This is a genomic window from Streptomyces sp. NBC_00457 (genome assembly GCF_036014015.1).
Taxonomy (GTDB): Bacteria; Actinomycetota; Actinomycetes; order Streptomycetales; family Streptomycetaceae; genus Streptomyces.
In genome coordinates, this window is sequence record NZ_CP107905.1 from 1338688 (window position 1) to 1351457 (window position 12770).

The 12770-nt window shown below is 68.2% G+C and carries 10 protein-coding genes and 1 pseudogene; 6 read left to right on the forward strand and 5 right to left on the reverse strand.

The window, feature by feature from the left end; genetic code table 11:
- Window positions 1–54: 54 nt before the first annotated feature.
- Window positions 55–3216: a glycoside hydrolase family 38 C-terminal domain-containing protein gene (locus OG828_RS06185; RefSeq protein ID WP_328500367.1), complete on the forward strand. Its 3162-nt coding sequence runs from the start codon at window positions 55–57 to the stop codon at window positions 3214–3216.
- Window positions 3217–3239: 23 nt separating this feature from the next.
- Here the strand turns inward: OG828_RS06185 and OG828_RS06190 are convergent, their stop codons facing one another.
- Window positions 3240–4196 carry a quinone oxidoreductase family protein gene (locus OG828_RS06190; RefSeq protein WP_328500368.1) on the reverse strand — a complete coding sequence of 319 codons (957 nt, stop codon included), beginning with the start codon at window positions 4194–4196 and terminating at the stop codon, window positions 3240–3242.
- Between the two features lie 50 nt (window positions 4197–4246).
- On the opposite strand from OG828_RS06190, the gene OG828_RS06195 reads away from it, so the two are divergent.
- Entirely contained in the window at window positions 4247–4828 is a 582-nt protein-coding gene (locus OG828_RS06195) for a TetR/AcrR family transcriptional regulator (RefSeq protein ID WP_328500369.1), read from the forward strand.
- 54 nt (window positions 4829–4882) lie between these two features.
- Here OG828_RS06195 and OG828_RS06200 read toward each other — a convergent pair whose 3' ends face one another.
- Entirely contained in the window at window positions 4883–5281 is a 399-nt protein-coding gene (locus OG828_RS06200; RefSeq protein WP_328500370.1) for a hypothetical protein, read from the reverse strand.
- A pseudogene (locus tag OG828_RS06205) lies at window positions 5278–6131 on the reverse strand (IS5 family transposase). Before OG828_RS06205 ends, OG828_RS06200 begins: the two are co-directional and overlap by 4 nt.
- A 328-nt stretch (window positions 6132–6459) precedes the next feature.
- Here OG828_RS06205 and OG828_RS06210 point away from each other — a divergent pair.
- Both OG828_RS06210 and OG828_RS06215 read left to right on the forward strand, forming a co-directional pair.
- The gene (locus tag OG828_RS06210) at window positions 6460–7308 is read left to right on the forward strand and encodes an esterase/lipase family protein (RefSeq protein WP_328351161.1); all 849 of its coding nucleotides are present in this window, start codon (window positions 6460–6462) and stop codon (window positions 7306–7308) included.
- Between the two features lie 409 nt (window positions 7309–7717).
- Entirely contained in the window at window positions 7718–8005 is a 288-nt protein-coding gene (locus tag OG828_RS06215; RefSeq protein ID WP_328500371.1) for a hypothetical protein, read from the forward strand.
- Window positions 8006–8039: 34 nt separating this feature from the next.
- On the opposite strand, the gene OG828_RS06220 is transcribed toward OG828_RS06215, so the two are convergent.
- Both OG828_RS06220 and OG828_RS06225 read right to left on the reverse strand, forming a co-directional pair.
- Complete coding sequence (locus tag OG828_RS06220) at window positions 8040–9230, reverse strand: sensor histidine kinase (RefSeq protein WP_328500372.1); 1191 nt, start codon at window positions 9228–9230, stop codon at window positions 8040–8042.
- On the reverse strand, window positions 9221–9883 hold the full coding sequence (locus OG828_RS06225) for a response regulator transcription factor (RefSeq protein ID WP_328500373.1): 663 nt from the start codon (window positions 9881–9883) through the stop codon (window positions 9221–9223). Before OG828_RS06225 ends, OG828_RS06220 begins: the two co-directional genes overlap by 10 nt.
- Before the next feature lie 150 nt (window positions 9884–10033).
- On the opposite strand from OG828_RS06225, the gene OG828_RS06230 reads away from it, so the two are divergent.
- Window positions 10034–11308, forward strand: a complete 1275-nt coding sequence (locus OG828_RS06230) for an ABC transporter permease (RefSeq protein ID WP_328500374.1) — start codon at window positions 10034–10036, stop codon at window positions 11306–11308.
- An 80-nt stretch (window positions 11309–11388) separates the two neighbouring features.
- Window positions 11389–12768: an ABC transporter permease gene (locus OG828_RS06235; RefSeq protein WP_328500375.1), complete on the forward strand. Its 1380-nt coding sequence runs from the start codon at window positions 11389–11391 to the stop codon at window positions 12766–12768.
- The last annotated feature ends 2 nt before the right edge of the window (window positions 12769–12770 follow it).

Sequence of the window (12770 nt, forward strand, 5' to 3'; positions counted from 1 at the left end):
GACCACCACCCGCAGTCGGCTGACCGCCCGACCCGAAAAGGACACCAACGCACCATGCCCAAGGCCCCATTGACCCGGCCCTCCTGGTGGGACTCCGACATCGCGCGCGACATCCTGCGTGACCGCGTGGTCACCACCAGCGCCGGCATCGGCGACCTGCGGTTGCAGTTGTCGGGCGAGCCCCTGCTGCGCCGCGACGGCAAGGGTGGACTGCTCCAGTCCATCCGACTGCGCCTGCGCCGCCACGGCGCGGGCTCGCACGACGCCCTGCCGCGCGTCACCCGGGCCCGGGTCACCACGAGCGGGGGCACTCCGGTCACCTGCGAAATCCTCCCGGGTCCGGGCTCCGACACCCGCATCCTGGTGCCGGAAGTGGACGCACCGACACCCCTGCTGATCGAGCTGCCCGACCTGGAAGAAGGCACCCGGTTCGACTTCGAGGCGCGCCCGCAGCGTCACTGGACGCTCCACCTGGTGCAGCACTCCCACCTCGACATCGGCTACACCGACCCCCAGGGGCGGGTGATGGCCGAGCACCGCGCCTACCTCGACTCGCTGCTCGAGCTGTGCCACGACACCGACGACTGGCCGGAACCCGCCCGGTTCCGGTGGGCCGTCGAGGGCTTCCGCTCCTTCCAGGACTGGCAGTCCAACCGCCCTCGCCGCCAGGTCGAGAGCTTCCTCGACCGGGTGCGCGAAGGCCGTATCGAACTCACGGCGATGCCGTTCAACCTCCATACGGAGACCTGCTCCACCGACGAACTGCACGAACTCCTCCGCCCCGTACTGGACCTGCGCGACCGGCACGGCATCGACATCCGCACAGCCATGCAGACCGACGTGCCCGGCCAAGTGGTCGGCCTGCCCGACGTCCTGGCGGGCAACGGCATCCGCTACCTCTCCGTGGCGCACAACTGGGCCGGACGCGCAGTACCGCATCTCGTCGGCGGGGAACACCTGCCACGGCTCTTCCGCTGGCAGGCACCCAGCGGCAACAACCTCCTGGTCTGGCGCACGGACACACCGCACGGACTGGCGTACATGGAGGGCTCGATCCTGGGTTTCGACGAGTCCTACCACCACGTCGACGACCTCCTGCCCGCCTATCTCAGCGCGCTGGCCGAGTTCCCCTACCCGCACGAAGGCCGCGGGATCCCGGGCTTCCCCATTCTCGATCACGGCGTCACATCCGACCCGTACCCCTGGGACGTGCTGCACCTGCGTGTGCTGGGCAAGTTCGCGGACAACGGCCCGCCCCGGCGGATCATCTCCGACACCGTGCGCCGTTGGAACGAGCAGTGGGCGTTCCCGCAGCTGCGGGCCTCCCGGAACCAGGACTTCTTCGAGGACGCCGAAAAGCGTGTCGGGGACCGGCTGGAGACCTACCAGGGCGACTGGAGCGACTGGTGGGTCGACGGAGTCGGCGCCGGGGCCGTCCCGCTCGCAGCCACGCGCCGCGGCCAGGCGGCCCTCGCCGAAGCGCAGACCGTGGCTGGTTACGCTCAGTTGATGGGCGCGCCCGGCAGCTCGGTCGTCACCGAGACCGCGCCGGCCGTCTACCGTTCGGCCTCCCTGTTCAACGAACACACCTGGGGCGCCGGTGACCCCTGGACCCACGGCGATCATGGACAGGGCTCCGGCGAAACGCAGTGGCACTGGAAGTACGCGCAGGCCCTGCGCGCCCACGACGACGCGGAGACCCTGCTGGACTCCGCCACCGCGCTGCTCGGCGAAGCCTTCACACCCTCCGCAGGAGCTCTGGCCGGCTACTACATCGTGAACACCTGCAGTTGGCCACGCACGGAGACGGCACGGCTGTTCCTGCCCGAGAGCACCGTGGCCCTGAGCGAGGCGGTGCAGGTTCTCGATGCCCGTACCGGCACGTCCCTGCCCTTCAGGGAGGAAGCCCAGAGCAACGACCGCCACCGGGCAGCCGGCCGGTTCCTGCACGTGCCCCTCACCGACGTGCCGGCTTGCGGAGCCGTGCGCCTGGACATCCTCCCTGGTGCCACTTCCTCCGCTTCCTCCACTTCCTCCACGGAAAACGGTGACAGCACCGACCTGCCCGCGGTTCCGACCGTCCTGGAGAACGATCACCTGCGCGTCACGGTTGATCTGAGCCGGGCCTGCATCGGCTCCATCCTCGACAAGCACACCGGGCGCGAACTGGTCCGGCAGGACGCCGTCATCGGCTTCAACGGCTACGTGTACGACGAGTACGCCACCGCCGGAGCGTTCAATCACCAGTCCAGCAAGACCGTCGCCGACGACTCGATGCACCTGCTCGCCTCGCGCCACACGGCACCGCCCGCGGCACTCGTCGAACGCCGCGCCGACGCCACCGGCCACACGCTGGTCTATGAATGCGCCCCGGCCGGCACGCGCCGACTCCGCGTGACGGTGCGCCTCCCCCACGACGCGGCTCGCATCGACATAGAGAACCGCATTGACAAAACCGCGACGCTGACCAAGGAGAGTGCGTTCTTCGCCTTCCCCTTCGCCCTGGACGATCCCGCCGTACGCATGGAAGCGACAGGCGGCGTCACGGGTACCGGACTTGCGACCGTGCCAGGGTCCGCCACCCACATGCGAGCCGTCCGGCGCTGGATCAGTCTGAGCGACGGCCGCCACCACGCCGCGCTGGCAACGGCCGACGCGCCCCTCGTGCAGCTCGGCGGGATCGCGATCCCTTACGTTCCCTATCCGCAGTCGTTGCCGCAAGAGGAACCGGCCACCGTTTTCTCCTGGGTGCACAACAACATCTGGGACACGAACTTCCCCGCTCAGCAGGCTTTTGATCACGCCTTTCGCTACAGCGTCGGCTTCGCCTCCGGCGGGCTCGGCGAGCAGCTGGCCATGCGCACCGCGGCCGTCACCAGCCACCCGCTCGTCGCGGTCCGCGCCCGTGCCGAGGCTCAGCCGGAGCCGCCGGCGCAGACGCGGTTCCTGACCGTGGAGGACCCCCGCATACGTCTCGTGGGCCTGACCGTCCCGAGCGAAGGAAACCTCATGATCCGCCTGCAGTCCATCGCCGATGTCCCGGTCACCTGCCGTCTGAGCACCCCGTTCCCCTTCACCCGGGCCTTCCGCACTAACTACCTCGGCTTGGCCCCGAGCGAACTCACCCCGCAACCGGACGGCGCCGTCCATGTCGATGTGCCGGCCTTCGGAACGGCAGCAGTCACCCTCCGGTTGCGACGAGCGGCAGTCGGCTGAATCGGCGAGCGCCGGGTCACCCGTCACGGGATCAGCAGGAGTTTCCCGGTGGTCGTGCGCGACTCGATGTCCGCGTGGGCCTTCGCGGCCTCGGCCAGCGGGTAGCGTCCGCCGATCCGGACGGTCAGCTCACCCTTCTCGACGAGCGCGTACAACTCGGCTGTGCGCGCCTTGAGTTCCTCAGGTGTGCGGATGTAGTCCTCGGTCACGCCGTAGGTGAGACGGGTGCTGCGGGGGATGTCGTTCATCGTGATGGTCGGCACGTCACCGATCAGCGGCCCGTAGAACACCATCGTGCCGTGCGTGCGCAGTACTTGGAGCGATGCGGCGAACGTGGTCGCGCCCGCACCGTCGAACACCACGTGCACTCCCTCCCCACCGGTCAGCTCGCGCACCGGCTCGACGAACGCGTCACCGGTGGAGACCAGGACGTGATCGGCGCCGACGTCGGCGGCAGGCTCGACCTTCTCAGGCCGCGACACCAGGCCGATCACGGTGCCGCCGCGGGCCCTGATGACCTGGGTGAGCATCATCCCGACCCCGCCGGCGGACGCGTGCACGAGTGCGATGTCCCCCGGCCGCACCGGGTGGGACACGGTGGCGAAGTGCTGCGCGGTCAGGCCCTGCAAGAGCACGGCCGCGGCCGTCTCGTCGTCGATGGCGTCGGGCACCGCGACGACACCGCTCGCCGGGAGCACGATCTGCTCGGCGTAGCTGCCGTGGCTGTTGATCGTCAACCATGCGACACGATCCCCCGGGGCGAACCCGCGCACGCCCTCGCCCGTCTCCGCCACCACGCCGACGCCTTCCGCACCCGGCACCTCGGCCAGTGCCTGCCTGCGGATGGCGGTGTCGAAGAAGTTCACACCCGCCACGCGTACGTCCACCAGAACTTCTCCCGGGCCCGGACGAGGTGCCGGCCGCTCGCGCAGCCGCAGCACCTCCGGTCCCCCTGCTTCGCTGACAACTATCGCTCTCATGCGGCCGAAGGTAGGGACCAAAAAATGTACCTGCAAGTACACTTTGGGTGGTGACCACGAGGAAGGGCACTGCGACCCGCCTGCGCATCGTCGAAGCCGCCGCAGCCGAAATCCGGGAACGCGGCGCGAACGCCACCACGCTCGACGACGTATGCCGACGCAGCCATACCGGCAAGGGGCAAATGTTCCATTATTTCCCCGAAGGCCGGGAACAGCTTCTTCTTGCCGTCGCCGAACTCGAAGCCGAGCGCGTGTTCAATGACCAGGCGCCCTACCTGAGCGAACTCACCTCACGCGCGGCCTGGGAGGCGTGGCGCGACCTCATTGTCGAGCGCTACCGCGACCAAGGGCTGCACTGTCCGCTCGGGGTGCTGATCGCCGACGTGGGCCGGTACAGCCCGGCCGCGCAGGCCGTCACGGCGCAGTTGGTGCGACGGTGGCAGGAGTGCGTCCGCGCCGGCATCGAGGCCACCCAAACGGCCGGCGAAGCCGACCCGACGCTCGACCCCGACCGCACTGCCGCAGCTGTGATCGCCGCCGTCCAAGGCGGTGTCACCGTCCTGCTCTCCACCGGCTCCGCAGAACACCTCGAGGCCGGGCTGAACCTCTGCCTCGACCACCTGTTGTCGTAGGCGCACGATCAACGGTAGTTGGACGATCACGCGCGATACGGCCACCGGAGGGCGTTAAGTCCGTTTCTGGTAGCGGCCGTGTCCGGGCTGAGTGAGGAAGCCTTGACGGGTGAGGCGTCCGAGACGAGCGCGGGTGACGTTGACAGACGCGTCGTCGGTGGGCATGCCAAGGAGTTCATGCAGCTCACGGGCTCGAAACTCCTGGCCGGGGTGCTGGTTGAAGGCGTTCACGATTGCCTGGTGGACGCTGTTCGTCTCGGCCGGTTCGGGGTCGCCTTGGGCTGGTGCGAGTTCGGCGATGACCTTGGCGGTGGCGGCCAGGTCCGCGAGCCGCGCTTCGCTCTCGGCCAGCGCGGTGGTCAAGTACTCGATCTGGTCGCGTAGTTCACCGGCCCTGGCCGCGGTCTCGTCGCGCTGGGCCTGGAGGCCGGCGAGGAGCTCGGTGATGTTCACGCGGTCAGCCCGAAGGTGTCACGCCAGGCGGGACTCGGTGTGGTGAGGTGGCCGGTCATGTTCGCGATCGAGGCCCAGTAGACGCGAGAGGCGGAGGGGTCGCAGCGGTGGTCGTACTCGCGGGCCAGGCGGCGGTGCAGCATCAACGCGCCGTTGACCTGCTCCACGATCCACCTTCTCGGCTGCGGGACGAAGCCTTTACCCTGGTCGTCGGGGTTACGGCAGACGACTTCGACGTCGATGTCCAACAGGGCGCCGTGGATGAGGACGTCGTCCTTGAAGCCCTGGTCCACCAGGGCCTTCTCCAGGCGCATCCCGCGCCGCTCGGCCACCTGGTCGAGCAGGACGGTGCCGGCGGCGTTGTCGTGGGCGGACGCGGCCAGCACCACGACGCCGATGACCAGGCCGAGTACGTCGACGGCCAGTCCCCGCTTGCGGCCCGACACCTTCTTGTTGGCGTCCAGTCCCGTCGTGGTCTTCGGGACACGCGCTGCCGCACGGACGGACTGGGTGTCGATGATCACGAGGGACAGGTCATCCAACCGCTTCGCCCTCTCCCGCACCTGGCAGCGCAGGAGTTCCTGGATGCGCTGGTCGAGACCGCCCTCGCGCCACAGGCCGAAGTAGTAGAACACCGCCGACCAGGACGGCAGATCACGCGGGAGGTAGCGCCACTGGCAGCCCGTCCGGTTTGACAGAAGATCGCGTTCACGACCTCCCGCAGGTCGCAGGCCCCGGTACCGCCGGTAGCCGACCGGACCGCCCGGCCCTGCTTCCAGGCCGTGATCATCGGCTCGATCAACGCCCATTGCTCGTCCGACAAGTCGCTGGGGTACGGCTCTCGCTCCATTCCCCGCATCTCAACATGGAAGATCGGACTTAACGTCCTCTCAGGGCTGCGGCCAGACGTGCGGACCTACGCCGAAGCTCCCGGCGTACCAATGAGACCCGCTACCCAATCCAAGCGACCGCGTGCCACGCGTTCGCGTGACATGCCCATGGCCGACCTGTCGCGTAATCTTCGAAATCGGGACGCCCGAGGATGAATATCGGATGCATTCGAGTTCGACAGCAATCCCGAGAACCGATCTCAACGAGTTCAGCCTGAGTTTGTGAAGGGTAGGGTCATGCAACGAGCTCGAAAGTCAGCCACGCTGTTCATCAGCACGCTTCTCGCCATGGCGATTGCATTCGTGGCGGCAGCCCCGGCAAGCGCCGCGCCAAGTCGGTCCGACGGCACAGGCAGCACCGTGATCTTTGTTCACGGATTCGACCCGGACGGTGCGGCGAACACCAACTGCGAAAGTTACTGGAGAGATGCCATTAGCCATTTCGAGGCCAAAGGCTGGAACAGCAGGAAGCTGGTAACGTTCGGCTACTATTCCGAGGGGGACACCTGCACCCACAAGTACAACGGTACCCGTGCAACGTCCATCACGACGGTGGCCAAGGCGCTCGCCAACCGCATCTACACGACCTACACCAGCCAGGGCAAGAAGGTCGATGTCGTCGCCCATTCCATGGGTGGCCTCGTGATCCGTTCCGCGCTGTACCACGTCAACGAGGGCACCAGCGGCTTTCCGTCGCGTCTCTATGTAGAGGACGTTGTCACGCTCGGCACTCCGCACGACGGGGCAAACAAGACACAGATCAACTTGTGCAAGGCCAGGTTCCCCATCGCGCACAAGCAGTGCAGTCAGATGCATCCGGACAGCACCTTCCTCAGGACGCTTCCCGAAACTCCGAGTCGCTCGCAAATGGGAACGGACTGGACGGCAATGTCGTCCGCCGACGACGGTACGGTCGGGGTTGGTTCCGGAGTCGGGATCAGGGCGAATCACAAAACCCAGTACAACGGCAGCGGACTGTATGAGATCAGCCACAGTGGGCTGAAGGAAGTCACAGGCTCGAATGCCTATCGCGCCCGCTATTATCACAAGAGCACTGGTAGCTGGAGCGCCTGGGGCGACCGGCCGGGGCCGATTAACAAGGCATATGTGGCCGCATACGCCCATCGCAACCAGTAAATTCCTCATCCCGGCTTGATCGTGTGACGCCGGATCAGCCCAGGACGCGGAGCGGGCACGGCACCTTGCGGTCATGGAGTTCTCGACGCTTCATGATCTGCAAGGCTGCCGTGCTCGTTTCTCCATTAGGGTCTGATCGAGGCTTTCGCCCGGGTGCCCGATCCACGCAATTGCCGAATGGGGCAGGCGCTGCGCCCAGGCGGTACTGGCCGACGAACGACCGCAAGGCGTCACGGAGTTCTGAACCATGCAGGTCAGGGAGCTGCCGTACCTCACCTCGGTGAGACCGGACAGCGATTCACTTGGCCACCCTGTGCGTAGTCCATTCATCGACTGCAGCCGGCCCAGGCGTGTCATCCTTCAGTCCGGTTCATCGCTCGTGTCAACACGGCCGTTCCTGGGGAACTTCGTGATTGTTCTCGACACCAACCAACTGCGTCACGCAGCCTTCCCGCAGGGTGCGGTCCTCGGCATGCCACGCGTCGAGCTCGAATCCAGCTTCACGGTGTTCGACAACGACGGCAGGCCTGTGCAGGCCCACGGCGCCCGGGACGCCGTGATCTGGCTGACGATCCTGGAAGCGGCGGGCGGCACCGGCGAGGAACTCTGGTTCGTTTCGAAGGACGGGGGCTTCGGCCCGGACGCGGCCGCTACCAGAAACGGACTTAACGCCCTCTCAGATGCCGGCAGCTCATGAACACGGGCGTTGGAGCTTCCGCCCTGGCCGGCGCTCAGGGGAAGCGCAGGGTGAGGGCGAGCCCGCCCTCGGTGCCGGGGTGTGCTGTGAGCGTGGCGTGGTGGGCCTCGGCGATGGAGGCGGCGATGGACAGTCCCAGGCCGTGGCCGGTAGCGGCGGTGCGGTCCCCGTCGAGGCGTCGGAAGGGCTCGAACAGTTCGGGGATCCGTTCGGCGGGCACGTGGGGGCCGGTATTGGTCACCGTCACGGTGCGGGCGTCGAGACGTCCGCGGACGTGGCCGCCGGGGTGGTTGTACTGGATGGCGTTGGACATCAGGTTCGTCAGCAGGTGGCGCAGCAGGACAGGGTCACCGGGGACGGCCAGCGGGGTGTCGGCGTCGAGGTCGACGTGCACGCCGTTCTCGGCTGCCTGCGGGGCGAGTTCGGCGGTCACGAGCCGGGCGGTGGCTGCGAGGTCGACACTTTCGGTCGCTTCCAGGCCGCGGTCGCTGCGGGCCAGCAGAAGCAGGGCGTTGATCAGCTGTTCGGCCTCGCGGTTGGCGGTGAGCAGGTCCTCGCGGACGTCGGCGAGGCCGTCGGGCAGAGGATCGGCGAGGCCGACCTGGAGGCTGGTGCGCTGGACCGCGAGGGGTGTCTTGAGCTCGTGGGAGGCGTTGGCGACGAAGCGGCGTTGACTCTCGAAGGACTTCTCGAGCCGGTCGAGCATGCTGTCGAAGGTGTCGGCGAGGCGGTGGAGTTCGTCGTCGGGCCCGGTGAGCGCGAGGCGCTGATGCATGTTCTGTTCGCCGATGCGGCGGGCGGCTTCGGTCATGGAGGCGACCGGACGCAGGGCCCGTCCGGCGAGCCACCAGCCGAGCAGGCCGGCAAGGAACGCCGTGATCAGGAGTCCGACGGCGGACCAGAGCACCATCTGGCGCAGCGCGGTGTCCTGCACGGCCTGCACGGTCTGGTCGACCTTCTGGATCATGGCTACGTCGCTCAGGGCCGTTGGTGCGCGATCCGGGCGAGTGGGGCGCACGGGCTCGAAGGGCGTCGCAGAGCCGCTCGGCGCATCGCCATAACTGACCGCGATCCCCTGGACCTGCTGCTCCGTTCCGTAGCGCGCGAGCAGCACCACGAAAGCGAGCAGGGCGATGCCGGCGAGCAGGAAGAGCCCGGAGAAGGCGGCGGCCAGGCGGGCGCGGAACGGCAGCCCGCTCAGCAGTGCCCGCGGGTTCAGTCGCACAGGCGGTAACCCTCTCCCTTGTCGGCGACGATCAGTCCGGGGTCGCCGAGTTTGCCGCGCAGCCGGCTGACGGCGGCGCGGACCGCGCTGGTGCGCGGGTCGAGGTGCTCGTCCCAGACGGTGCGGACGAACTCGTCGTGCGGCACCGGCGCTCCACCGGCGCTCAGCAGCAGGTGCAAGACCGCGAACTCCTTCAGGGTCAGCTCCAGCGATCGCCCGTCCACGGACACCTCGCGTCGCGTCTCATCCAGGGTGATGTTCCCGAAGCGCAGTACGGCGGGCGGCGGCTTCGGCGCGCGGCGGCTCAGCGCCCGCACGCGGGCGACGAGTTCGGTGAAGTCGAAGGGCTTGGCGAGGTAGTCGTCCGCGCCGAGCGTCGTCAGGCCGTAGATCTTGTCCGTGAGCTCGCCGGCCGCGGTCAGCATCAGAATCCGCGGAGGGTCGGAGAGTTCACGCAGCCGCCTGCACACCTCGTCGCCGCTCATGACCGGCAGATCGCGGTCGAGGAGCAACACGTCGTAGGCGGTGAGCAGGCACATCCGCTCGGCCTCCGCCCCGGTGGCGGCGATGTCGACCGCCATCGCCTGCCGGCGAAGGCCGGTGGCGATGGTGCGGGCGAGCACGCGGTGATCTTCGGCTACCAGGACTCTCATGTCCACATGAAACCAAGATCACGGTTCAGCGGGATAAGGACGCGGAGCGGTGTGCACCAAGCCTGTCGGCGCTGTAACGGGCCGGACCGGCCTTTATGCCGCTGTAACACCCTTATCCCACTGCACACACCAGGCTGCTTCTGTCTCGGCATGAACTTCGTCAAGCGCGCCGGGATGAGCCTTGGTGCCAGAAGATCCAGGACCGCCGCCTTGCTGGCGATCTTCGTCGTCATCTGCACCCTGCTCCTCGCCGGCTTCCTGCTGCAGGCCGCCGCCGCCCGCCAGGAGGCCGACGCGCAGCGCGCCATCGGCGTCGACGTCACCGTCAAGCGGCAGGGCCTGACCCCGGCCCTCGCCGACCGGCTCGGCGCCTCGGACCTGGTGCACCGCTACAACCCGGAGCTTCCCGTGCGGTCTTGGGCGCGCGGCTTCACGCCACTGGCGTCGAATGCGCCGAAGCCGGGCGGCACCGGTGCCGAGGAGAAGGAACAGGGCCCGCTGGCCGTGAACGGCGTCCGTGACTCGGGCATGCTGCTGCCCTTTTCGTACGGCTCGACGAAGATCACAGCGGGCCGCGGCATCACCCCGGAGGACGCGGACCGCGACGTCGCCATGATCGAGCAGCGCTTGGCCGATGAGAACCACCTCCAGGTCGGCGACACCATGCGGGTGCGGTCGTCGGACGGTAAGCGCACGGTACGGCTGACGGTCGTCGGCATCTTCCGGGACCCGATGCAGGATCCGACGAACTGGGCGCCGCCGCACGAGCTGCCCGGCAACGCGCTGTACGTACCGGTGAACACGGCCCAGAGACTCGGAACCGGCAGCGAGACGGTCAGCGAGGCGGTGTTCAAGATCGGTTCGCCGGGCCAGGCCCAGCAGCTGCACGCCGAGGCCGAACGACTCCTCGGCAAGGGCGGTTTCGACTTTCGCGTCAATGACAAGGCGTACCGGGACCAGGTCCGTCCCATCCAGCGGGTCGGCACGTTCGCGGGACTGATCGTCTGGGTGATCGCCCTGGCCGGAGCACTGATCCTCGGCCTCATCGTGACGCTCCAGATCCGCGAGCGGCGCACTGAGCTCGGGGTGCTGCTCTCGATGGGCGAGAAGAAGTGGAAGCTCATCGGCCAGCACGCCGTGGAGGTGGCGGCCGTAGCCCTGCCCGCCGTCGCGATCGCCGCTCTGGCCGGCTCGCTCGCCGGACAGTCCGCGGGTGACGCGCTCCTCGGCGGCCAGAGCGGCGAGCCGGTCACGTCGGCCGGTGCACCGGATGCCGAGATCGCTCCGCCCGTGGTGCGCGTCGAGCCCGCCACCGTCGGCAGGGTCGCCGGCATCGGGCTCGGGATCTCCCTGGTCTCCACCGTCATCCCGGGCATCGGAATCCTCCGCCTGCACCCCCGCTCCATCCTCGCCGACACCGAGTAGCCGGCCACCGGCATCGCACGGACCAGCCACCAACAGCGCACGACCACTCACCGGCGCGCACCGAGAGAGCCGAGATACCCATGAACTTCGTCAAACGCGCAGGGCTCAGCCTGTGGGCCCGCAAGGGCCGCACCCTGATCACCTTCGCCACCTTCCTCGTCATCTCCGTGATGGTGCTGGCCGGTGTCCTGATCAACGACGCGACGGCCCAGGCCGAGCAGGACGCCAAGCGCTCTGTGGGCGCCGAGATCAACCTCGATATGGATATGGGCCAGTTGGGAGGTGCCGGTGCCCTGCAGGCCCCGCGCATCGACGCCGCGACCGTCGACAAGCTCGGGGCTCTGCCCCAGGTGCAGAAGTACACCTACTCGATGTGGGACCGCGCCATCCTCAAGGGCGAGTACAAGCTGGTCGAGGGCGGCCCGGCCGAGCCCATGGGCCCCGGCGGCACCGCGAGCATCGGCGTGCTCGACTCCTCACTGCTGCCCGACTTCCGCAGCGGCACGTTCACGCTCCTGTCCGGTGAACACCTCACGGCCGCCGACAAGGACAAGAAGCAACTGCTGATCGAGGAGCGGCTGGCCAGGAAGAACGTTCTCAAGGTCGGCGACAGGATCACGCTGACCGGCAACGACGAGAAGACCACGGCCGACTTCACCGTCGGCGGCATCTACCGCGACCCGCGACCCGCGACCGAAGCCGACGCCGAGTACGGCGTCAACCCGGCCAACATGGTGTACGGAACGGTGGGCGGCCTCTCCGCACTCGCGCCCGAAGGGGAGGGGCCGCTGCAGGTCGGCAAGGCGACGTTCCTCCTCCAGGACGCCGATGTGCAGGGCGCGTTCAAGGACGAGGCGAAGCGGATCGCCGGCTCGGCGCTCGAGAGCTTCAAGCTGGACGCCAACGACAAGGCCATCCAGCAGATGACGGGCCCGCTCAAAAGCATCCGCTCCACGGCCACCGTCGCCATGTGGCTGATGGCCGTCGCCGGTGCGGCCGTCCTGGCCCTCCTGGTCAACCTCGCCGTCAAGCAACGTCGCAAGGAGTACGGCGTCCTGTTGGCCATGGGAGAGAAGAAGAGCAAGCTCATCGCCCAACAGGCCCTGGAGATCGTCGTGGTGGCCGCCATCGCCATCGGGGTGAGTTCCCTGTTCGCCCCGCGCCTGACCCAGAACGCCGGCCAGTCCCTGCTCGGCAGCGAAGCCTCCGCCGCCAAGCGGAAGCTCGACTCGTGGCAGCCCCCGGGCCCCGGCAGCACCGGGCTCGGCGAGGGCATCGACATGGACGACCAGCCGGTCGAGAACGCCGATCCCATCGACGAGATCACCGTGGCGCTCGACCCGGCGGACGTCGTCGCCGTAGGCGCCATCGGCCTCGGCGTCGGCCTCCTCGCCACCGCGATCCCGGCCGGCGCCGTGCTGCGCTTCAGCCCCCGCACCATCCTCACGAAGGGCAAGTGACC

Bases quoted from the DNA above. Each gene is read 5' to 3' on its own strand.
- OG828_RS06210 (WP_328351161.1), top strand. From the start codon at position 6,460: ATGGCGATTGCATTCGTGGCGGCAGCCCCGGCAAGCGCCGCGCCAAGT.
- OG828_RS06190 (WP_328500368.1), bottom strand. From the start codon at position 4,196: ATGAGAGCGATAGTTGTCAGCGAAGCAGGGGGACCGGAGGTGCTGCGG.
- OG828_RS06230 (WP_328500374.1), top strand. From the start codon at position 10,034: ATGAACTTCGTCAAGCGCGCCGGGATGAGCCTTGGTGCCAGAAGATCC.
- OG828_RS06225 (WP_328500373.1), bottom strand. From the start codon at position 9,883: ATGAGAGTCCTGGTAGCCGAAGATCACCGCGTGCTCGCCCGCACCATC.
- OG828_RS06235 (WP_328500375.1), top strand. From the start codon at position 11,389: ATGAACTTCGTCAAACGCGCAGGGCTCAGCCTGTGGGCCCGCAAGGGC.
- OG828_RS06185 (WP_328500367.1), top strand. From the start codon at position 55: ATGCCCAAGGCCCCATTGACCCGGCCCTCCTGGTGGGACTCCGACATC.